Here is a 19,396-nt window from a genome sequence, read left to right on the forward strand (position 1 = left end):
CGCCTCACCGGTGAAACCACAGTCTCCTGGCGCGACCCGACACCACCGGACCAAAACCGCATCACGGGATGAAACAACGGGAGAAAACGACCTCTCAGGGACACCACCGGAACTCGAAGATGTTCATGGCGAGACGCCGACGTATCAATCGGGTAGGAGGGCCGGGCGACCGGCCCTCCTACCCGATTGATGCTCCGTCAGAAGAGCAGCTCAGGCTCAACTTCCGAGAAGCATCCTCCGCGGTTACCTACAGCGAGGCCCCCGGGGACGACCGTCGGCGACTCCCAGTCGGCGAAGAGCACGACGACACAGACGGCCTGTGCTGACCTGAGCGCACACACGGAGACGCCCCGGTGAGCGTCAGGGAGTCGCAGGGGTCGTCTGGGCCTCGCCGGGCGATTGTCCGCGGGCTGGTTCCGCGCGGCCTGTACGGGCCGGTGCAGGACTACCTCGACGGCGCCTTGGGCGACTGACGCGTTCCTGAAGTGTGGCTGCTGCTGGTGCGTCGGTTACAGGCGCTTCGCTGTGCGGTCGCGCAGCAGCAGCCACTGACTCGCGTCGGCGCCGCCTGAGCGCGCAGCCGGTCCATGCAGCAGCACGGCGTAAGCCGTCCTCTCCGCTTTGCTCGGGGCGGCATACTGGCCTGGCGCCTCCGGGGTCGGGAAGGACCTTGTCATGCCTTTCCCAAACACCTGCGCCAGGCTGACCAGCGTGTTCACCGCCTGGTCGCGCGCGTCCTCGGCCAGACTGATCATGACCGCACCGCCGGACGAGACGTCCTCCGGCCGGACAGACGGCCCCGGGCCTGAGCCGGAGCGCGGACACGTAGACGACGTGATCCTCAGCATGGCTGCGGCGGGCGTGACCGTCCGCCGCATCGCGCAGGAGGTGGGCCTGGCCAAGTCGACCGTGCACGACCGGCTGTCGCTCCTGCTCCGCACCCGCACGCAGCGGGCCTCGGACGAGTTCATCGCCATGCGGGAGGTCCGGCTGGAGGATCTGTACCGCCGGGCATACGGCTCCCTCACGCGGATGGAGAAGGACTCGGACGCCTGGGGCCGGGCGTGGGACAGGTGCCTGCGGGCGGAGGAGTCCCTGCGCAAGCTCAAGGGCGCGGACGCCCCGGAGGCCATGACCATCGCCCTGGAGCGCCGGGCGGAGTCGGAGGCGGAGATGACCGTGACCGCGATTCTCGCGGCAGTGGACGCCGTCTCCCTGCCGGACGACCGGCGCGCGTATGCACTGGAGGCCGCCTCCGCCCGCCTGCACGCCATCGAGGGCGACTTCACCGGCCGGAGCCCCTGCCGCCGCTGGGTGCTGCACCCACGCCCTACCAGGCCGACGACGGGCAGTTGTACATCGACGGCCCCGAGGGGCTGCGGTACCGGGTGACGGCTGTGGAGCCTCAGCCCGCGCCCACCGTCGACCGGCCCGCCCTCCCGCCGGGCCCGGCGGGAGGGCGGGAGCGGGACGGCGCGGAGGCCGTACTGGCCGAAGTAGCGAAATTCGAGGCGGAGTTCGGACCGCTCGGAGAGGACGAGGAGGATGATGAACCCGAAGATGATCCAGCGGCGCCTGCGTGAGCTGGCGGCCAAACCCGGCCGTCCCGGCGCGCGGGAGAAGGCGCAGCGGCTGCGCGGCGAGGCCGCCCGCCTCAAGCAGGCCGGACGGCCTCCGGAGGCCGTACTCCGCCCGTAGCGCGAGCCCGAGCCGCCCGCCGACCCCGACGCGGAGGCGATCGCCACGTGGCCCTCAGAGCTGCGCGCCCGGCTGTCCCGGTCCTCGCTCAGCCGGTCGATCGACCGGGGCTCCGAGCGGCACGATCCCCGCGGCTGGGGTGCCAAAAATGACCTGCGCCGCCGGGGTACCCGGGGCGCTGTCGGTTCAGGACCGGGCGCGGTCGGTCAGGACGGCCGGCGGGCGGCCAGCACGCAGAACTCGTTCCCCTCCGGATCGGCCAGCGTGACCCACGGCTGCTCGCCCTGGCCCACGTCCGCGTGCCGGGCACCCAGGGACAGCAGCCGGGACACCTCGGCGGCCTGGTCGGCCGGGCGGAAGTCCGGATGGAGGCGGTTCTTGACCTGCTTGCCCTCCGGGACCGGGACGAAGAGCAGGCCGGGGAGGCGGTCCTTGGCCGGCCGGATCTCGTACTCGTCGGACGCGTCGTTGACGACGACCCAGCCGAGGGCCGAGGCCCACCAGCGCCCCAGCGCCACCGGGTCGGCCGCGTCGACGACCATTTGTTCCCATTCCAGCGTCATACCGGGCAGCGTAGTGAAGACTGGCCGGGAACGAAGTGATCATCGACGGAGAGGCAGCGGGATGACGGGCCCGATCACGGCAGGGGTCGACGGGACGGACGAGAGCCTCGCGGCGCTCGCCTGGGCGGCCAGGGAGGCCGTCCGGCGGGATCTGGAGCTGCGGGTGGTGCACGCATGGCGGTTCCAGCCGGAGGCGGCGGCCGACGTGGCGGACCGGGAGGCACAGGAACGGTGGGTGCGGGACGCGGCGCGGCAGGCCGTCGCGACGGTCGCCGAGCGCCACCCCGGGCTCGCCGTGACCACCGACGTCGTGGAGGGCCGGCCCGTCGAGGCGCTGGTCGCGGCCGCGGCGGAGGCGGACACGCTGGTCCTCGGCTCCCGCGGACACGGGGCGGTCGTCGGGTTCCTGGTGGGCTCCGTCGGCCAGCAGGTGATCGCCGAGGCGGCGTGCCCGGTCGTCCTGGTCCGGGCGGGCGACAAGGCGTCCACGGAGGTGGCCGGGCACGAGATCGTCGTGGGCCAGCAGGGCGAGCCGGAGGACAGCGCCCCCGCGCTGCGGTTCGCGTTCGAGACCGCCGCCGCGCGCGGTGCGACCGTCCGGGCCGTACGGGCCTGGACGCTGCCGCCGGTGTACGCCTACAGCCCCGCCTCGCTCAAGCTCCTCGACGACGCCGGCGGCCTGGAGCCCTACGAGAAGAAGGCGCTGGCCGACGCCCTGCGGCCCTGGCGGGAGCGGTACCCGGACGTGCACGTGGTGGAGCACGTGGAGATGGGCAGCGCGGGACAGGTGCTGCTGTCGGTCGCCGGACGGGCGCAGCTGATGGTGGTCGGCCGCCGCGCCCACCGGACGGCCGTGGGCGCCCGGATCGGCTCCGTGGCGCACGGCGTGCTGCACCACGCGGACTGCCCCGTGGCCGTCGTCCCCCACGACTGACGCACGCACCGCCCGCTCACTCGGGCACGGTGGGCTCCAGGGTCTCCCGTGCCGTGGGCAGGATGTTCACGATGTAGTCGTCCACCGCCGTGTCCAGGCCGATGTCCTGCTGCGCGCGCTCCGACAGGTACCAGCGGTGCTCCAGCAGCTCGTGGTAGATCTCCGCGGCGTCCATGGAGCCGCGCAGTTCGAACGGCACGGAACGCACGGTCGGCCGGAACACGTCCCGCACCCACCGGTGCGCCAGCACCTCGGGCCGCGCGGCGAGGGGGTCGCCCGGCGCGTAGTCGTCCTGGGTCGCCATCCAGCTCTCCAGGTCGTTCAGCAGCCGCCGGGCCTGGTTCTCCTCGGTGTCCAGGCCGGTCAGCCGCAGCAGCTGGCGCTGGTGGTGGCCCGCGTCGACGACCTTCGGCACGAAGGTGACCGTGTCGCCGTTGGAGGAGTGCTCGATCTGCATCTCGGCGACGTCGAAGCCGAGGTCGTTGAGGCGGCGGATGCGGCGCTCGATGTAGTGGTACTTGCCCGCCGGGTACACCGAGGTGCGGGTCAGCTCCTCCCACAGCGCGCCGTAGCGGGCGCAGATCTCCATGCCGAACTCGATCGGGTCCACCGACGGGTGCAGCGCCCCGGACGCCTCCAGGTCGAGCAGTTCGCCGCTGATGTTCACCCGGGCCAGATCGAGGTCGTACTCCCGCTGGCCGGGGCTGAGCTGCGCGTGCAGATCGCCGGTCTCGGCGTCGACGAGGTAGGCGGCGTAGGCGCCCGCGTCCCGCCGGAACAGCGTGTTGGACAGCGAGCAGTCGCCCCAGGCGAACCCGGCGAGGTGCAGCCGCACCAGCAGCACGGCGAGGGCGTCCATCAGCCGGTGCATGGTCGCCGGCCGCATGGTCGTCTCGAACATCGAGCGGTACGGCATCGAGCCGCCGAGATGCCGGGTGACCAGCACCGGCTCCAGTGGATCACCGGCGTCGTCGGTGCGGCCGGTGATCACGGCGAGCGGGTCCACGGCGGGGATGCCGATCCGGTCCAGGTCGCGCAGCAGCTCGTACTCGCGCAGCGCGGGCCGCTGCGCGAGCTCCTTGACGGCGATCACCTCGTCGCCGGCCCGGGCGTAGCGCACCACGTGGCGGGAGATACCGCGCGGCAGTGGGACGAGGACCTCCTCGGGCCACCGCTCCAGGGGCAGGTGCCAGGGCAGTTCCAGCAGGAGTGCCGGGTGCTCCGGGGTGGTGGCGCTGATCTGCAAAGCCATGGCCCGAACATTACGGCTTTGGCCCGCGTCGTCTCAGGGCCCGTTCAGGGGCCGAGACGCCCGGGGCCCCGGCCGGCCGTCGGCGGTCAGCCAGTCCAGCAGGGCGCGGGAGACGGCGCCGTCGGCGCGGACGTCGTAACCCTCGTAGCAGGGCATGGAGTTGGCCTCCAGGAAGTACCAGTCGCCGGTGCTCTCCTCGATCTTGAAGTCCACGCCGAGGAAGGGCACCCCGGTGTCGGCGACCAGCCGTCGGCAGCCCTCCAGCACGGTGGGCGGCAGGTCGGCCGGGCGGTAGCGGTTGGCACCGTGGACCGTGCGGTAGTCGAGTTCCGGTGAGTGGATCAGCTCGGCGAACGCCCGGTCGGCGACGACATGGACGCGTACGTCGGGGCCCGCGATCCGCTCCTGGAAGAGGGTCGGATGGCGGCGGACGCGCGGCAGGAGCCGTTCGTGCTCGCTCCGGAACAGCGTGGCCCAGGTCTTGGCCGCGCCGGCGCCCTTGAAGATCGCGCCTCGGGGGCAGGAGCGGACGAAATCGAGGGCGGTGGCGGGGTCGTCGGTGAGACAGGACCGGGGGATCCGCCAGCCGGCGACGGGCGCGAGCGTGACGGCGTGCAGCACCTTCGTGGCGTTGGACGCCTCACGCCACGGCGGGTTGAGCACGGGCAGGTCGACGGCTTCCAGCAGGCGGCACAGCGCCTGGTACTGGCCGTCCGCACGGTGGGCCGTGCCGGTATCGGGGGCGGCGGCCGAGACGTTCAGCGGCCGGCACCACACCGCGGTGACGTCGGCGAGGCAGACCTCCGCCGCGCCGTCACCGGTGCGGACGCGGGTGGCCCGCGGATCGTCCAGCGGGATGGTGAGGTCGCCGTACAGGGCGAGGGTGGGCAGATCGACCACCTCGTACGGGAGCGCCGCCCCGGCGATGGCGCGCAGCCCGTGCAGGAACGTGGGATCGGCGGCGAGGCCGACACACAGGATCACGACGGCCCGTCCAGCAGCCGGTCCAGCAGTGCCTGGAAGACCCGGTGGCGCACGGGGGCGAACTGGTGGTGCATCGGCTGACAGCAGACGTCGAGAAGCCGGAGCCCCTCGGCCGACGGTTCCACGACCAGCAGACAGAAGGACACGCCGAGCGAGCGCAGCCGGTCCAGGAGGGGCGCCGGCGCGGTACGGGCCGCGGCCACCGGCGCGCCGGTGGCCGCGGACAGATCGAAGACCTCGTCCCCGGCGAGCAGGAGATGCCGGGTCCGGTCCGGGGCGAAACAGGTGAACCGGAGGATCTCGTCCGCGCCCCGGGGTATCGCCTCCGCCCCGTGCCCGAGGAACACTCCGTCACGCTCGCGGTGGACGTTGAGGCGCTCGCCGGGCGCCGGGGCGTACCGGGACCGGCCGCCGATCGAGGACGGCGGGAGCGTGATCCCCGGCAGGCGCGCCAGCATGAGGGGGTCCAGCCGGGGCAGAAAGCCGTGGCGGGTCGGCCGGTTGATCACCGGCCCGCGCCAGAGCGCGAGCGCGGACCACCAGACGGCGAGGGACTCGGCGTGGACGAACTCCGCCTCGGCGTCACCCTCGCTTTCCATGGGCGGCCCGATCCCCCGGTGCAGCACGCCCCGGACCGGCTCGCCCGTCACCCGGAGGTCCACCTCGACCGATGCGTCCCGCCCGGCCGTCACCGTGACGGTCAGATCGTCGAACGCCTGCCGCACGACCGCCCTGTGCCCCGCCTCCACCGCGAACGCGGAGAACAGAAGCGCGGTCTCGTCATCGGGCGGGGCGAGCACCAGAATCGTCATCGCGTTCCCCCGACGCGCCCCGGGCACCGCCGTCGGCGGCCCGCAGCGCGTGCAGCGCCTGGGCCAACTGCCAGGCCCGGCGGGCGGGTTCAGTCGTCACATCGGGACGGGCCGTGGCCGGCAGAAAGGGCCCGTCCGGCTCACCGTCGGTGTTCCCGTCGGTCTCCCCGTACGTCTCCCGGTCGGTTTCCCCGTCCGTCGTCAGTCCCGGCGGACCGGCGATGCCAGGGGACCCCATTCACCCTGCGGCACCGGCCGCGAGCCCGTGGCGTACGAGGAGGGAGTGCTCCGCTCGCCGAACTCGCTTCCCTCGCTGAATTCACTGCGCTCGGAGTTCTCGCTGTTCTCGCTCGACTCGCTGGTCTCGCTTCCCTCGCTCCCCTCCTTCATCCGGGTGAGCCCCGGCACGTCCGTCCCCTCGACGACACCGGCCCGCAGCCGCGCGTAGCGAAGGGCCGCGCGCCGGACCTCGGCGGGAAAGGACTCGAACACTGGAAGGGAGGGCATGCGCGTCATGGTTTCCCCCAGAACTGCGGCCACGTCGAACCATCACCGTAACCGCGCCGCCCGCCCCTCCGAAGGGGGCGCTCGAAGCACTGGGCGCGTCCGTCCGCGCGCCGTCCGGGAGCTATCCCGCCCGCTCCTGCGCCAGGTGTGCCGCCTCCCGTACCGAGCCCTGGTGGACGGGGCCGTGGCCGGGCAGCAGGACGTCCGCGTTGAGGCCGGCGATCACGTCGAGGGAGGCCACCGCGCGGGCGCGTTCGTGGTGGAACATGTCGGGCAGCAGTTGCGGGCCCCGGACGCGCGAGGTCCGGTGGCCGCTCACCAGGGCGTCGCCGGAGACGACGATCCCGGCGTCCGGGAGGTGGAAGACGGCGTGGCCGCTCGTGTGGCCCGGGGTGGGCACGGGGACCGGGCGGCCGGGGAGGTCCAGGGGGCCGTCGGCTGCCGGGAACGCCTCGGGCGCGGTGACCGGGTGCTGTTCGGTGCCGCCGGAGCGCAGCACGTGCACCATCCAAGGCACCACACCGGGACGCCACGCGTTGCGCAACACCTCCGGGACGGACACCTGCTGGAGGAACTCCCGCCGGGCGTGCGGCACTTCGGCCTCGTGGAGGTACACCGGGGTGCCGTACGTCGCCCGCAGGTGCTCGGCGGAGCCCAGGTGGTCGTTGTGGGCGTGGGTGATGAGGACGGCGGTGACCGCCTCGGGCGAACCGCCCACCGAGGCGAGGGAGTCCAGGACCTGCTGCCGGTCTCCCGGGTAGCCGGTGTCGATGAGCGTGATCGCGTCCCCGTCGGTGAGTATCACCCAGTTCGTGTGAGAGCCGTGCACCAGATACGTGCCGTCCGCGATGTGCCGTACGTCCGCGCCCATGGTGGTCGTCCCGTGTGGTGAGGAGGCTGTCCGACCGGCACAGCAAAGCAGATCAGGAGGGGCGCACCGGCGGCGGGGCCGCGCGTCGGCCGAAGAGCGACCCCGGAGCGACCCCGAGGCGGAGGGCCTCAATGGGCCTCACTGCACTCCGCGCGGCCGGAACTGGATGCTGATGCGCGGCCCGGCGGCGCGCGCCGACTTCGGGACGCAGTGCTCCCAGGTCCGCTGGCAGGAGCCGCCCATCACGATCATGTCGCCGTGTCCCAGCGGACGCCGTACCGTCCCGCCGCCGCCCAGCGGACGCAGCAGCAGGTCGCGGGGTGTGCCGACGGAGAGGATGGCGACCATGGTGTCCTCGCGGGCGCCCCGGCCGATCCGGTCGCCGTGCCAGGCGACGCTGTCCCGCCCGTCCCGGTAGTGGCAGAGGCCGGCGGTGACGAAGGGCTCGCCCAGCTCGTCGGCGTAGTGCGCGGACAGCGCCGCGCGGGCTTCCTCCAGGACCGGGTGCGGCAGCGCCTCGCCCGCCCCGTAGAACGCCAGCAGGCGCGGTACGTCGACCACGCTGTCGTACATCGCGCGGCGCTCGGCGCGCCACGGGACCTCGGCCGCGAGGTGTTCGAACAGGGCGTCCGAGCCGCTCAGCCAGCCCGGCAGCACGTCGATCCAGGCGCCGGAGCCGAGCGTGGTCCGGTCGATCCCGGCGAGGGGGCCGAGGCGCAGGTCGTCGGTCTGGTCGAAGAGGGAGCCCTGGAGGTGGTGCGCGGTCATGGGTTCAGGGTACGCCGTATTCGAAAATATGTTCGCTGATCAGGTGCGTGCACCCGGTGTCTCGGTGTGGCCGAACCCTTTCGATACATAGATGTATCCGATACATTCGCGTATCGAACGGAGGTTCCAACACCATGGCCGCGCAGCAGACGCCGCATCAGCCGACGACGGGACGCGTCACCCGGCGCCGGGTCCGCACGCGGGCCAACCTGCTCGACGCCGCCTTCGCCGTGTTCGCGGCCAAGGGCTTCGGACGGGTCTCCATCGAGGAGGTCTGTGACGCCGCCGGCTACAGCCGGGGCGCCTTCTACTCCAACTTCGACAGCCTGGACGAGCTGTTCTTCGCGCTCTACCGCGAGCGCGCCGACCTGATCGCCCAGCAGGTCGCCGACGCCCTCGCCGGGGACGGACCGGACCTCGACGTGCCGGCCTCCGTGGACCGCGTCACCGAGGTCCTCCTGCTCGACCTCGACTGGCTGCTGGTGAAGACGGACTTCCTGGTGCACGCGGCCCGCGACCCGGCCGTCGCGCAGTCCCTGCTCGGCCACCGGGCCCGGCTGCACCGCGCGATCGCCGACCGGCTCGCCCGCGCCCGCGGCCACACCCCCCTGCCCCCGGTTCTCGGCGACACCGACTCCGCCGCCCACGCCGTGGTCGCCGCGTACGACGGCGTCACCACCCAACTGCTGCTGGACAAGGACGTGGACCACGCCCGTGCCTGGCTCAAGCAACTGCTCACCGCGCTGCTGACCGACGGCAGCGCCCCTTCCCCTGAGTCCCCATGAGAAAGGCAACGGTCGCCATGGACGCGGACGTCATCGTCGTCGGAGCGGGCCTCGCGGGCCTCGTCGCGGCGCACGAACTCACCAGCAGGGGCCGGCGGGTCGCCCTGGTCGACCAGGAGAACGCCGCCAACCTCGGCGGCCAGGCGTTCTGGTCCTTCGGCGGGCTCTTCCTCGTCGACTCCCCGGAACAGCGCCGGCTCGGCATCAAGGACTCCCTCGACCTCGCCTGGAACGACTGGCAGGGCAGCGCGCAGTTCGACCGCGTCGACGACGAGGACTCCTGGGCGGTGCGCTGGGCGCGCGCCTACGTCGAGTGGGCGGCGGGGGAGAAGCGGACCTGGCTCACCGGGCACGGGATCTCCTTCGTGCCGACCGTCGGCTGGGCCGAACGCGGCGATCTGCGCGCCGACGGGCACGGCAACTCCGTACCCCGCTTCCATGTCGCCTGGGGCACCGGCACCGGTGTCGTCGAGCCGTTCGTCCGGTACGCCAAGCAGGCCGCGAAGGACGGGCTGCTGACCTTCCACCACCGCCACCGCGTCGACGCGCTGGTCCTGGACGGCGGGGCCGCCCGGGGCGTGCGCGGCACGGTCCTGGCCGCCGACGACTCCCCGCGCGGAGTCGCCTCCAGCCGCGAGGCGATCGGCGACTTCGAGCTGACCGCCCAGGCCGTCGTCGTCACCAGCGGCGGCATCGGCGCCGACCACGAGATCGTCCGCCGCTACTGGCCCGAACGCCTGGGCACCCCGCCCGCCGAGATGGTCACCGGCGTCCCCGCCTACGTCGACGGCCGGATGCTCGACATCAGCGCCGAGGCCGGCGTCCGGCTGGTCAACCGCGACCGCATGTGGCACTACACCGAGGGCATCCAGAACTGGGACCCCATCTGGCCCGGCCACGGCATCCGCATCCTGCCCGGCCCGTCCTCGATGTGGTTCGACGCCCTCGGCCGCCGGCTGCCCGACCCGTGCCTGCCGGGGTACGACACCCTCAGCACGCTCAAGTACCTGCGCACCACCGAGGACATCGCCGGGTACGACCACTCCTGGTTCGTCCTCAGCCGGAAGATCGTCGAGAAGGAGTTCGCGCTCTCGGGCTCCGAGCAGAACCCCGACATCACCGCCAAGGACCGGGGGGCGGTGCTGCGCGACCGGATCCTCGGCAAGGGCGCCCCCGCGCCCGTGCAGGCCTTCCTCGACCACGGCGCCGACTTCGTCGTCGCGGACACCCTCGACCGGCTCGTCGAGAAGATGAACGCGCTGACCGACAAGCCGCTGCTCGACGCGGACGAACTCCGCCGGCAGATCCGGGCCCGGGACCTCCAGATCGAGAACCCGTACAGCAAGGACGCCCAGGTCCAGGGCATCCGCAACGCCCGCCGCTACATCGGCGACCGCCTCGGCCGGGTCGCCACCCCGCACCGGATCCTCGACCCCCAGGCGGGCCCGCTCATCGCCGTCAAGCTGCACGTCCTCACCCGCAAGACGCTCGGCGGCATCCAGACCGACCTCGACTCGCGCGCCCTCGGCGCCGACGGCCGGCCGGTCGAGGGCCTGTACGCGGCGGGCGAGGTGGCCGGCTTCGGCGGCGGCGGGGTCCACGGCTACAACGCCCTCGAAGGCACCTTCCTCGGCGGCTGCCTGTTCTCGGGGCGGGCCGCGGGACGGGCGGCGGCGCGGCAGACGGGCTGAGGGATCAGCCCAGAAGACGGGCGAGCACGGCAGCGTGGCTCTCCTCGGGAGCCTTCGCGGCCGTCACCAGCGTCACCGCCCCCGCACGAGCCAACACCCGGACGTGATCGAGGAGTTCGGCCGCCTCCGGGGCGGCCAGCTCCGCCTCGTAACGGCGCGCGAACTCCTCGTACGACCCCTCGCCCGCGTGGTACCAGCGGCGCAGCTCGTTCGACGGGGTCATGGCCTTCGGCCACTCGTCGACGCCCGCCGCCTCCTTGGACACGCCCCGCGGCCACAGCCGGTCGACCAGGACCCGCACCCCGTCTGCGGACTCGGGCGGTTCGTAGACGCGACGCACGCGGACACTCACGGGCGGGCCTCTCCTCGGGACGGCGGGTGCTGTCGAGCGTAGCCCGGGGACGGCGGGGCCCGCCGCGTGGCGTGACCTGAACGAGGGGATCGCGGGGGCCCCGCTGCCTAGTCTGAGGACGTCTGATCACACGCCACCCCCCAGGAGCGCAAGTGACGCACCCCCGCAGACGCCCCACACTCCTCCACCGCCCCCGCAGAAGCCCCGCCCTCCTCCACGGCCGCGCCGTCGCCGTCACCGTGCCCGTCGCCGTGGCGGCCCTGCTCACGATGGCCGGACCCGCCACCGCGGCCGGCTCGGTGGGCGCGCCCGGCGTCGGCGACCCCTACTTCCCGCTCGCCGGCAACGGCGGCTACCACGTGTCCCACTACGGCCTGACCCTGCGCTACGACCCGGGCACCGGTCACCTCGACGGCAAGGCGGTCCTCACCGCCCGCGCCACCCAGCGGCTGACCCGCTTCGACCTCGATCTCACCGGCCTGAAGGTCACCGGCCTGACGGTCGACCACGTCAAGGCCGCCCACCGGCGCGACGGCCAGGAACTGGTCGTCACCCCGGACCGGCCGCTGCGCAAGGGCCGACTCTTCCGCGTCACGGTCACCTACAGCGGCAAGCCGGGCCCGGTCACCGACCCCGACGGCTCCCTCGACGGCTGGATCCCCACCGACGACGGCGCCTTCGTGGTCGGCGAGCCGCAGGGCGCCATGACCTGGTTCCCGGCCAACAACCACCCCCTGGACAAGTCCTCCTACGACTTCACGATCACCGTCCCCAAGGGCCGCACCGCCGTCGCCAACGGCCTCCTCCTCGGGCAGAGCACCAAGAACGGCAAGACCACGTTCCGCTGGCGTCAGACGGAACCCATGGCCGCCTACCTCGCCACCGCCACCGTGGGGACGTTCCAGGTCAAGCAGTACACGACCCGCGACGGCACCAAGGTGTACGACGCCGTCGACCCGCGCGAGGCCACGGCCGCCGCACCCGTCCTGAAGAAGCTGCCGTCCGTGCTGGAGTGGGGCAGCAAGCTGTTCGGCCCGTACCCGTACCGCGCCGCCGGCTCCATCGTCGACCACGCGCCGAACGTGGGATACGCCCTGGAGACCCAGACCCGGCCCGTCTACGACAGCGCGCCCGACCTGAGCACCCTCGTCCACGAGAGCGCCCACCAGTGGTTCGGCGACTCCGTCTCCCTCACCTCCTGGAAGGAGATCTGGCTCAACGAGGGCTTCGCGACCTACGCCGAGTGGCTCTACGCCGAGCAGCACGGCGGCGACAGCGCGCAGAAGACGTTCGACGCCCTGTACGCGACCCCCGCGAACGACCCCCTGTGGGAGTTCCCGCCGGGCGACCCCGGCAGCGGCGCCAACATCTTCGCCACCCCCGTCTACGCCCGCGGCGCCATGACCCTGCACGCCCTGCGCACTGCCGTCGGCGACCGCGTCTTCCAGCGTGTGCTGCGCGCCTGGGCGGCCGAGCACCGCCACGGCCACGGCACCACCGCCCAGCTCGAACGCCTGGCGGAGCGGGAGTCGGGCCAGGACCTCACGGCGCTGTTCCGGACCTGGCTGTACACCCCGGGCAAGCCCGCCACGCCATGACCGTCGAAAGTGCCCGCGAAACCTGACGAGTTCCACACACCTGTCGGTCATGGTCGACCCATGATCACGTACCGCCCCCGTGCCGCGCTGCTCGCCGCCTCCCTCCTGCTCACCGGGTGTGGCGGCGGCGCCGCGGCCTCCTCCGGACCCGAGTCCGCCGTGACCGTGACGACCCCGCGCACGCCGAACACCCCCGCCCCCGTCGCCTCGGTGCCGGCGCCACCGAGGCAGATAGCCGGCCTGGGGCCGAAGACCTGGTCCCAGGTGCCGGACGACGCACGGCAGGCGGTCGTGGTCACCGGGCGCGGCAAGGACTCCCCGCTGTCCACCGCGGTCCTCTATACCCGCACCGCCGAGGGCGGCTGGCAGGCCGGGGAGAGCTGGCCCGCGCACAACGCGCTGCGCGGCTGGAGCGATCACCACATGGGGGGTGACCTGCGCTCGCCCATCGGCGTCTACGGCCTCACCGACGCCGGCGGGCTCCTGGCCGACCCGGGCACCGAGCTGACCTACGACCAGGGCGTCGGCTTCACCTCGCCCGGCACCGGGTTCGAGGGTGAATCGCTGGAAGGCTCCTTCGACTATGTGATCGCCATCAACTACAACCGCGAGCCCGGCACGACGCCGCTCGACTGGACCCGCCCGATGGGCGCGAAACGCGGCGGCGGGATCTGGCTGCACGTCGACCACGGCGGGCCCACCCAAGGATGCGTGAGCCTCGCCGAGCGGCACATGAAGTACCTGCTGCGCACCCTCGACCCCGCCCTCCACCCGGTCGTCGTCATGGGCGACCATGCCTCTCTGGCCCGCTGACGGCATCCTTGACGACATTCCCGACCAGATCCTGACCGTCGCCGGGCACAACCCGGCCACAACCCGACCGCATTTCCGACCGCATTCCCGACCGAGGGGGGAACCGCCCGTGTGCGCACATGTCCTGGTCGCCGAGGACGACGCGATGCAGGCCGAGCTGATCCGGCGCTCCCTGCTCGCCGAGGGCCACACCGCCACCGTCGTCCACGACGGACCCGCCGCCGTCGACGCGGCCCGGCGGCTCGGCCCCGACCTCGTCGTGCTGGACCTGATGCTGCCGGTCCTCGACGGGATAGCGGTCTGCCGCGCGCTGCGCCGCGAGGACGACATCCCCGTCCTGATGCTCACCGCCCGTGCTGCCGAGGAGGACGTCCTGCTCGGCCTGGAGGTCGGCGCCGACGACTACATGACCAAGCCGTACAGCCCGCGCGAGCTGATGGCCCGGATCCGCACCGTGCTGCGGCGCGGCGGCCGCTCCGCCGGCCGACGGGAGGAGCCGGTGGTGCGGGCCGCCGGGATCGCGGTCGACCCGGTGCGGCACGAGGTGCACTGCGACGGGGTGCCCGTGGAGTGCACGCCCGCCGAGTTCCAGATCCTGCTCGCCCTCGTCGGCGAACCCGAACGCGTCTTCTCCCGGCGGCAGTTGCTCCAGTGCACCCGCGGCTACGACCGCTCCTCCACCGAACGGGCCGTCGATGTGCACATCATGAACCTGCGCCGGAAGATCGAGGCCGACCCGCGCAGACCCGTCCGGCTTCTGACCGTCTTCGGCGTCGGCTACAAGCTCAGCGGCGGCCGCGGGTGAACCGCATCCCCCTGCGCAAGCGGCTGCTGGTACGGCTGCTCTTCGCCTCCGTCCTCATCGCCGTGTGCTCCGTGGCCGCCACCGCCTGGCTGGCCGTGGCCACCACCACCCGCGCCCTGCGCGAGGAACAGGGCCAGGCCCTCGCCGACGACATGGACATCCTCGCCGAGCTGAGCGGGTACGCCGCCACCCACCCGGACTGGACGGGCGTCGAGGCCGTGGTGCGGTCCCTGTCCACGAAGACCGGCCGGCGCATCGCCCTGACCACCACCGACCGCGTGCCGATCGCCGACTCCGCCCCGCGGGGCACCTCCCTGCCCCCGCGCGCCGCCGCCGGCGTCGACCCGCTGCGCACCGACACCTACACCGAGCACGGCGCCCAGCTCGGCGGCATCGACCCCCGCGTGGTCGGCCCCTACCGGCTCACCGCGGCCGAACGCGAGAAGCTGGACCACTACGCCGAGGCCGAGCGGAGCTGCTACACGCGCCTGGGCTACGACCCGACCGTCATCCGCATCCCCAGCGGCCGGCCGCTCCTCACCGACGACGAGGGCATCCTCGACTCCGACTACGCGCGCGAGATGTGCGACAGGGGCCGGCTCGCCGCGCCGACCCCCACCGAGGAGAAGGCGCTGCAAGCGCTCGAGACGCGCGCCCGGCCCTGTCTGAGCCGCGCGGGCTTCGAGGGCGAGGCCCCGTTCGGCCTGATCGTCGACGGCCGAGACGGCAGCCTCGCGCCCCCGACCATCTCGAAGTACTACTCCAAGATCGGCGGCAGCAAGTCCCAGCGCGCCGCGCAGACCTGCATCGACGACGCCCGCCGCGTCCAGCTCGACCCGTACGTCGCCCCGGCCGCCGAACTCTTCCTCGGCGGCGGGGACAACCGCGCGACGCCCCGGTGGAACCTGTCCCCGGCCAACAAGGCGAAGGTCGTCGGCACGGCCGGACTGGTGCTCGCCGTCACCGTCGCCGTGACGGCGGTCGTCGCCACCCGTCTGGTCCGGCCGCTGCGCGCGCTCACCGAAGCCGCCCAGCAGCCCCCGGACCGGCATGCGCGCGTGCCCGTCACCACCCGCGACGAGACCGGGATCCTCGCCGAGGCCTTCAACGACCTCGCCGAACGGCGCGAACGCCTGGAGGCCCAGCGCAAGGCCCTCGTCGCCGACGTCGCCCACGAACTGCGCAGCCCGCTCACCAACATCCGAGGGTGGCTGGAGGTCACCCGGGACGGCCTGGTCGACCCCGACCCCGAACTCCTCGGCGCGCTGCACGAGGAGGCCCTGCTGCTCCAGCAGGTCATCGACGACCTGCGCGACCTCGCGGCCGCCGACGCCGGCACTCTGCGGCTGCACCGCGAACCCGTGCTCGCCGACGAACTGCTCGCCCAGGTCGCCGCCGCCCACCGGGTCGCCGCCGACACCGCCGGGGTCGCCCTGCGCACCGCGACCGAGGACAGCACGTGGCTGGACGCCGACCCGGTGCGCCTGCGCCAGGCACTCGGCAACCTCGTCACCAACGCCGTACGGCACACCCCGAAGGGCGGCACGGTCACCCTGAGCGCCCGGCGCGCCGGCGACGACGTCGTCCTGGCGGTCGCCGACACCGGCGCCGGTATCTCCGCCGAGGACCTGCCGCACGTCTTCGAACGGTTCTGGCGCGCCGAGAAGTCCCGCAGCCGGCGCACCGGAGGCAGCGGCCTCGGCCTGAACATCGTCCGCCACCTGGTCGCCGCCCACGGCGGCACGGCCGAGGCGACGAGCACACCCGGCAGCGGCAGCGTCTTCACCCTGCGGCTGCCGGCCGCGGCGGCTCCGCAGGACGGCTGAGCGCCGCGCGGCCGGCAGCCGCCGCCGGTCCGGGGCAGCCGTCCCGGTTCACTGCTCGCGCAGGCCCCACGGGGAGCCGTACGCCGTCAGCAGGTCGAGGAAGGGGAGGGCCGGGAAGGCCTCCGGGCCCAGCACGCCCGTGCCGGACCAGGCGCCGGTGGCGAGGAGTTCGAGGGCGACGACAGGGTTGACGGCCGTCTGCCAGACCACGGCCTGGCTGCCGTACTCGGCCATCGACCACTGGTTGTCGACCACGTGGTACAGGTACACCTCGCGCGGCGCCCCGTCCTTCACGCCCCGCACCCAGGTGCCCGCGCACGTCTTGCCGTGCATGCGCTCGCCCAGGGTCGCCGGGTCGGGCAGACAGGCGGCGACCACGTCCCTGGGGGAGACCGGCACCGGGCCCGCCGCGCTCGGCACGGTCACCGGGGTGGTGCGGTCCAGCTCCAGCTTGTGCAGCGTCTTCAGCGTGTCGACGAACTCCCGGCCCAGGCCGTACTTGAAGGTGACCCGGCGCGCGTCCACCCAGCGCGGCACCAGGAGCACCTCCTCGTGCTCCACGTTCACGCACTCCACCGGGCCGATGCCCTCCGGGAAGTCGAACACCTCGGGCTCGCTGAACGGCTCGGTGGTGTACCAGCCGCGGTCGGACTGGTAGACCACGGGCGGGTTCAGGCACTCCTCGATCGTGGTCCAGATGCTGAACGAGGGCGCGAAGTCGAGGCCGTCCACGGTGAGGTTGGCGCCGTCCCGGATGCCGATCTCGTCGATCTCGTCGAAGAGTTCGTCGGCGGCGTACCGGGCGAAGACGTCCGACAGGCCCGGCTCCACGCCCATCCCGACGAGGGCGAGACCGCCCGCCTGCTCCCACTCCCGCGCCTGTGCGAACTGTGCGTCGCCGAGCTTGACCCCGCACTCCTCGTACGGCTTCTCCGGGTGCGGCCGGGACAGCGACATCGCCATGTCGACATAGGTGGCCCCGGCGGTGCGCGCCGCGCCGAACAGCGGCATCACGAAGCGCGGGTCGGTGGCGTTGAGCAGCACGTCGCAGCGGTGGCGGGTGAGCAACTCCGTCACCGCCGCCTCGTCGCCGGCGTCGACGCGCGCGGCGTGGAAGCGGTCGTCCCCGTCGAGCGCGGCGACGGCCGCCTCGGCGCGGGCCGGGTCGTAGTCGGCGACGACCATCGCCTCGAAGAACGGACGCCGGGCGGCGATCCGGGTGAGGGCGGTACCGACACCGCCGGCGCCCACAAGCAGGACACGCATGACGAGAACTCCCTCGGTCGAGGCTGGAGAAGGGTGCGCGAATGATGTGCGAAAAGAGTGCGAAAACTGTGCGAACGTGCGCGAATCCTTACGCAGGCGAGCGAAAGGTGTGCGAAGGGGCCCTGCCGGAGATACAACGCCCCGGACCAACGTAAGGTCAATGGCGTTGGCATAAGGACCGGGGACACGGGAGGGGTCATGCCGAAGGCGGTCGTACCGGAGGAGAAGCGGCGCCGGCGCCGGCCCACCCGGAGCGGCACCGTGCTGTCCGAGCGGCTGATCGTCGAGGCCGCGCTGCGCCTGCTGCGCGAGCACGGGAGCACCGGGCTCACCGCCCGCCGCCTGGGCCTCGCCCTCGACTGCGACCCGAGCACCCTGTACCGGTACTTCCGGGGCATGGACGAACTGACCCTGGCCATCGGCGACGCGCTCATCGGCGAGGCGTTGCGCGGCTGGGCGCCGACGGGCCGGTGGCGGGCGGACCTGCACGCGATCGGGCTGCGCATCCACGCCGCGTACGTCGCCCATCCGCAGGCCGCCCAGCTCACCGCGAGCCGGGTCACCGGCCGGGCCAACGAGCTGGCCGCCGACGAGGCCGTCCTGGACGTGCTGCGCACCGCCGGGTTCCCGCTGCGCGAGACGGTCCGCGTCTACCACGCCTTCATCGACCAGACGCTGGCCTTCGCCGCCCTCGACGCCGCGTCCCTGGCCCTGCCCCGGGCCTCGCAGCGCGCCGACGACGCGGTGTGGCGTTCGACGTACGCCCGGCTGCCCGCCGCCACCCACCCCCGGATCGCGGAGGCGGCCCCGCTGCTGTCGAGCCACATGGTCACCAGCGCCTATCCGACGGCACTGGAGATGCTGCTGGACAGCGCGGAGGCGACGCTGGCGGGGCTCGGCTCCTGAGGACCTCGGCTCCTGGAGGCCTCAGCGCCTGAGTGCCTGGGCCGCTTCCGCCGTCACCGCGTCCGCGACCGCCGCCAGCGCGGGCGAGTCGAGCTTCCACTGCTGCCAGTACAGCGGGACGTCCAGGGGCCGGCGCGGCGCCAGGGAGATCAGGGCGCCCGAGCGCAGCAGGGCGTCGGCCTGGACCTGCGGGACCATGCCCCAGCCGAAGCCGGCGGCGACCGAGGCCACGAAACCCTCCGAGGTCGGCACGGCGTGCCGTACGCCGCTCGCCTGCCCGGCGCCCCGGCTCAGCCCGCGCACGAACCCGTCCTGGAGGTCGTCGCTGCGGTCGAAGGTCATCACCGGGGCCCGGGCCAGGGCCTCGGCGAGGGGACGGCCGTCCAGATGCCGGGCGACGAACTCCGGGCTCGCGGCGGCCAGATAGCGCATCGTGCCCAGCGCCCGCACGGAACAGCCGGCCACCGGGTCGGGCGACGAGGTGACCGCGGCCATGACCAGCCCCTCCCGCAGCAGCTCCGCCGTCCGTGTCTCGTCCTCCCGATGCAGCTCGAAGCGGAGCTGCGGCTCCCGCGGCACGCGGGACAGGGCCGCCAGGAACCACGTCGCCAGAGAGTCCGCGTTCACCGCGACGGTCACCCGGGCCGGCTCACCGGCATCGCTCATGCCCAGCTCGGACCGCGTGTCGCGCTCCAGCCGGGCCAGCTGTCGGGCGAACCGCACCACGATCTCCCCGGACTCCGTCGGCCGCACCGGCTTGGTGCGCAGCAGCAGCACCCGGCCCGTGCGCTGCTCCAGCGCCTTGACCCGCTGGCTGACCGCCGACGGCGTCACGTGCAGGGCGGCGGCGGCCGCGTCGAACGTGCCCTCGTCCACCACCGCGAGCAGGGTCCGTACGAGATCGAGGGGCAGGTCGGTCATCACGAGGTCATCACGAACGCTAAGGATACGTAAGAATCTTTAGC

At 73.1% G+C, this 19,396-nt stretch carries 21 protein-coding genes; 10 read left to right on the forward strand and 11 right to left on the reverse strand.

The window, feature by feature from the left end:
* Positions 1 to 509: 509 nt before the first annotated feature.
* Positions 510 to 755, reverse strand: a complete 246-nt coding sequence (locus ACZ6D7_RS44650; RefSeq protein ID WP_469504005.1) for a hypothetical protein — start codon at positions 753 to 755, stop codon at positions 510 to 512.
* Between ACZ6D7_RS44650 and ACZ6D7_RS44655 the strand changes: the two genes are divergently transcribed.
* Both ACZ6D7_RS44655 and ACZ6D7_RS44660 read left to right on the forward strand, forming a co-directional pair.
* The gene (locus ACZ6D7_RS44655) at positions 754 to 1,392 is read left to right on the forward strand and encodes a hypothetical protein (RefSeq protein WP_469504008.1); all 639 of its coding nucleotides are present in this window, start codon (positions 754 to 756) and stop codon (positions 1,390 to 1,392) included. The genes ACZ6D7_RS44650 and ACZ6D7_RS44655 overlap by 2 nt on opposite strands.
* Before the next feature lie 153 nt (positions 1,393 to 1,545).
* On the forward strand, positions 1,546 to 1,698 hold the full coding sequence (locus ACZ6D7_RS44660; RefSeq protein WP_469504010.1) for a hypothetical protein: 153 nt from the start codon (positions 1,546 to 1,548) through the stop codon (positions 1,696 to 1,698).
* 206 nt (positions 1,699 to 1,904) lie between these two features.
* Here ACZ6D7_RS44660 and ACZ6D7_RS44665 read toward each other — a convergent pair whose 3' ends face one another.
* Positions 1,905 to 2,261: a VOC family protein gene (locus tag ACZ6D7_RS44665; protein ID WP_469504012.1), complete on the reverse strand. Its 357-nt coding sequence runs from the start codon at positions 2,259 to 2,261 to the stop codon at positions 1,905 to 1,907.
* Between the two features lie 61 nt (positions 2,262 to 2,322).
* On the opposite strand from ACZ6D7_RS44665, the gene ACZ6D7_RS44670 reads away from it, so the two are divergent.
* Entirely contained in the window at positions 2,323 to 3,195 is an 873-nt protein-coding gene (locus tag ACZ6D7_RS44670; protein WP_469504014.1) for a universal stress protein, read from the forward strand.
* Between the two features lie 16 nt (positions 3,196 to 3,211).
* Here the strand turns inward: ACZ6D7_RS44670 and ACZ6D7_RS44675 are convergent, their stop codons facing one another.
* From ACZ6D7_RS44675 to ACZ6D7_RS44700, 6 genes are all read right to left on the reverse strand, one after another.
* Positions 3,212 to 4,447: a DUF4032 domain-containing protein gene (locus tag ACZ6D7_RS44675; RefSeq protein WP_469504016.1), complete on the reverse strand. Its 1,236-nt coding sequence runs from the start codon at positions 4,445 to 4,447 to the stop codon at positions 3,212 to 3,214.
* Between the two features lie 33 nt (positions 4,448 to 4,480).
* On the reverse strand, positions 4,481 to 5,431 hold the full coding sequence (locus tag ACZ6D7_RS44680) for an MvdC/MvdD family ATP grasp protein (RefSeq protein WP_469504019.1): 951 nt from the start codon (positions 5,429 to 5,431) through the stop codon (positions 4,481 to 4,483).
* Positions 5,428 to 6,243 (reverse strand): hypothetical protein, encoded by an 816-nt coding sequence (locus ACZ6D7_RS44685; RefSeq protein ID WP_469504021.1) that lies wholly within the window; start codon positions 6,241 to 6,243, stop codon positions 5,428 to 5,430. The genes ACZ6D7_RS44680 and ACZ6D7_RS44685 overlap by 4 nt, the downstream gene beginning before the upstream one ends.
* Positions 6,244 to 6,444: 201 nt before the next feature.
* Positions 6,445 to 6,750: a hypothetical protein gene (locus ACZ6D7_RS44690; protein ID WP_469504024.1), complete on the reverse strand. Its 306-nt coding sequence runs from the start codon at positions 6,748 to 6,750 to the stop codon at positions 6,445 to 6,447.
* Between the two features lie 121 nt (positions 6,751 to 6,871).
* On the reverse strand, positions 6,872 to 7,621 hold the full coding sequence (locus ACZ6D7_RS44695; protein WP_469504026.1) for an MBL fold metallo-hydrolase: 750 nt from the start codon (positions 7,619 to 7,621) through the stop codon (positions 6,872 to 6,874).
* A 138-nt stretch (positions 7,622 to 7,759) separates the two neighbouring features.
* Complete coding sequence (locus tag ACZ6D7_RS44700; RefSeq protein WP_469504028.1) at positions 7,760 to 8,389, reverse strand: alpha-ketoglutarate-dependent dioxygenase AlkB; 630 nt, start codon at positions 8,387 to 8,389, stop codon at positions 7,760 to 7,762.
* Between the two features lie 134 nt (positions 8,390 to 8,523).
* On the opposite strand from ACZ6D7_RS44700, the gene ACZ6D7_RS44705 reads away from it, so the two are divergent.
* Positions 8,524 to 9,174, forward strand: a complete 651-nt coding sequence (locus tag ACZ6D7_RS44705) for a TetR/AcrR family transcriptional regulator (RefSeq protein WP_469504030.1) — start codon at positions 8,524 to 8,526, stop codon at positions 9,172 to 9,174.
* A 17-nt stretch (positions 9,175 to 9,191) separates the two neighbouring features.
* Positions 9,192 to 10,865, forward strand: coding sequence for an FAD-binding dehydrogenase (locus tag ACZ6D7_RS44710; protein WP_469504091.1), 1,674 nt, complete (start codon positions 9,192 to 9,194; stop codon positions 10,863 to 10,865).
* 4 nt (positions 10,866 to 10,869) lie between these two features.
* Here the strand turns inward: ACZ6D7_RS44710 and ACZ6D7_RS44715 are convergent, their stop codons facing one another.
* Positions 10,870 to 11,217 (reverse strand): DUF488 domain-containing protein, encoded by a 348-nt coding sequence (locus tag ACZ6D7_RS44715; protein WP_469504032.1) that lies wholly within the window; start codon positions 11,215 to 11,217, stop codon positions 10,870 to 10,872.
* Positions 11,218 to 11,369: 152 nt separating this feature from the next.
* Between ACZ6D7_RS44715 and ACZ6D7_RS44720 the strand changes: the two genes are divergently transcribed.
* The 4 genes from ACZ6D7_RS44720 to ACZ6D7_RS44735 all read left to right on the forward strand — a co-directional run bounded on the left by ACZ6D7_RS44720 (position 11,370) and on the right by ACZ6D7_RS44735 (position 16,259).
* Complete coding sequence (locus tag ACZ6D7_RS44720) at positions 11,370 to 12,815, forward strand: M1 family metallopeptidase (protein WP_469504035.1); 1,446 nt, start codon at positions 11,370 to 11,372, stop codon at positions 12,813 to 12,815.
* 60 nt (positions 12,816 to 12,875) lie between these two features.
* Positions 12,876 to 13,628, forward strand: coding sequence for a hypothetical protein (locus ACZ6D7_RS44725; protein WP_469504038.1), 753 nt, complete (start codon positions 12,876 to 12,878; stop codon positions 13,626 to 13,628).
* Positions 13,629 to 13,737: 109 nt separating this feature from the next.
* Positions 13,738 to 14,433 carry a response regulator gene (locus ACZ6D7_RS44730; protein ID WP_469504040.1) on the forward strand — a complete coding sequence of 232 codons (696 nt, stop codon included), beginning with the start codon at positions 13,738 to 13,740 and terminating at the stop codon, positions 14,431 to 14,433.
* On the forward strand, positions 14,430 to 16,259 hold the full coding sequence (locus ACZ6D7_RS44735) for a sensor histidine kinase (RefSeq protein ID WP_469504043.1): 1,830 nt from the start codon (positions 14,430 to 14,432) through the stop codon (positions 16,257 to 16,259). Before ACZ6D7_RS44730 ends, ACZ6D7_RS44735 begins: the two co-directional genes overlap by 4 nt.
* 48 nt (positions 16,260 to 16,307) lie before the next feature.
* On the opposite strand, the gene ACZ6D7_RS44740 is transcribed toward ACZ6D7_RS44735, so the two are convergent.
* Positions 16,308 to 17,525 (reverse strand): saccharopine dehydrogenase family protein, encoded by a 1,218-nt coding sequence (locus ACZ6D7_RS44740; protein WP_469504046.1) that lies wholly within the window; start codon positions 17,523 to 17,525, stop codon positions 16,308 to 16,310.
* Positions 17,526 to 17,723: 198 nt separating this feature from the next.
* Between ACZ6D7_RS44740 and ACZ6D7_RS44745 the strand changes: the two genes are divergently transcribed.
* Positions 17,724 to 18,431: a TetR/AcrR family transcriptional regulator gene (locus tag ACZ6D7_RS44745; protein ID WP_469504048.1), complete on the forward strand. Its 708-nt coding sequence runs from the start codon at positions 17,724 to 17,726 to the stop codon at positions 18,429 to 18,431.
* 21 nt (positions 18,432 to 18,452) lie between these two features.
* Here ACZ6D7_RS44745 and ACZ6D7_RS44750 read toward each other — a convergent pair whose 3' ends face one another.
* Positions 18,453 to 19,352 (reverse strand): LysR family transcriptional regulator ArgP, encoded by a 900-nt coding sequence (locus ACZ6D7_RS44750; RefSeq protein WP_469504051.1) that lies wholly within the window; start codon positions 19,350 to 19,352, stop codon positions 18,453 to 18,455.
* Between the last annotated feature and the right edge of the window lie 44 nt (positions 19,353 to 19,396).

It is taken from the genome of Streptomyces sp. NPDC041784, assembly GCF_055591025.1.

Excerpts from the sequence above, each read along its gene's own strand:
- ACZ6D7_RS44655 (WP_469504008.1), top strand. The coding sequence starts at position 754 with ATGACCGCACCGCCGGACGAGACGTCCTCCGGCCGGACAGACGGCCCC.
- ACZ6D7_RS44650 (WP_469504005.1), bottom strand. The coding sequence starts at position 755 with ATGATCAGTCTGGCCGAGGACGCGCGCGACCAGGCGGTGAACACGCTG.
- ACZ6D7_RS44660 (WP_469504010.1), top strand. The coding sequence starts at position 1,546 with ATGATGAACCCGAAGATGATCCAGCGGCGCCTGCGTGAGCTGGCGGCC.
- ACZ6D7_RS44665 (WP_469504012.1), bottom strand. The coding sequence starts at position 2,261 with ATGACGCTGGAATGGGAACAAATGGTCGTCGACGCGGCCGACCCGGTG.
- ACZ6D7_RS44670 (WP_469504014.1), top strand. The coding sequence starts at position 2,323 with ATGACGGGCCCGATCACGGCAGGGGTCGACGGGACGGACGAGAGCCTC.
- ACZ6D7_RS44675 (WP_469504016.1), bottom strand. The coding sequence starts at position 4,447 with ATGGCTTTGCAGATCAGCGCCACCACCCCGGAGCACCCGGCACTCCTG.
- ACZ6D7_RS44685 (WP_469504021.1), bottom strand. The coding sequence starts at position 6,243 with ATGACGATTCTGGTGCTCGCCCCGCCCGATGACGAGACCGCGCTTCTG.
- ACZ6D7_RS44690 (WP_469504024.1), bottom strand. The coding sequence starts at position 6,750 with ATGCCCTCCCTTCCAGTGTTCGAGTCCTTTCCCGCCGAGGTCCGGCGC.
- ACZ6D7_RS44695 (WP_469504026.1), bottom strand. The coding sequence starts at position 7,621 with ATGGGCGCGGACGTACGGCACATCGCGGACGGCACGTATCTGGTGCAC.
- ACZ6D7_RS44700 (WP_469504028.1), bottom strand. The coding sequence starts at position 8,389 with ATGACCGCGCACCACCTCCAGGGCTCCCTCTTCGACCAGACCGACGAC.
- ACZ6D7_RS44705 (WP_469504030.1), top strand. The coding sequence starts at position 8,524 with ATGGCCGCGCAGCAGACGCCGCATCAGCCGACGACGGGACGCGTCACC.
- ACZ6D7_RS44710 (WP_469504091.1), top strand. The coding sequence starts at position 9,192 with ATGGACGCGGACGTCATCGTCGTCGGAGCGGGCCTCGCGGGCCTCGTC.
- ACZ6D7_RS44725 (WP_469504038.1), top strand. The coding sequence starts at position 12,876 with ATGATCACGTACCGCCCCCGTGCCGCGCTGCTCGCCGCCTCCCTCCTG.
- ACZ6D7_RS44740 (WP_469504046.1), bottom strand. The coding sequence starts at position 17,525 with ATGCGTGTCCTGCTTGTGGGCGCCGGCGGTGTCGGTACCGCCCTCACC.
- ACZ6D7_RS44745 (WP_469504048.1), top strand. The coding sequence starts at position 17,724 with ATGCCGAAGGCGGTCGTACCGGAGGAGAAGCGGCGCCGGCGCCGGCCC.
- ACZ6D7_RS44750 (WP_469504051.1), bottom strand. The coding sequence starts at position 19,352 with ATGACCGACCTGCCCCTCGATCTCGTACGGACCCTGCTCGCGGTGGTG.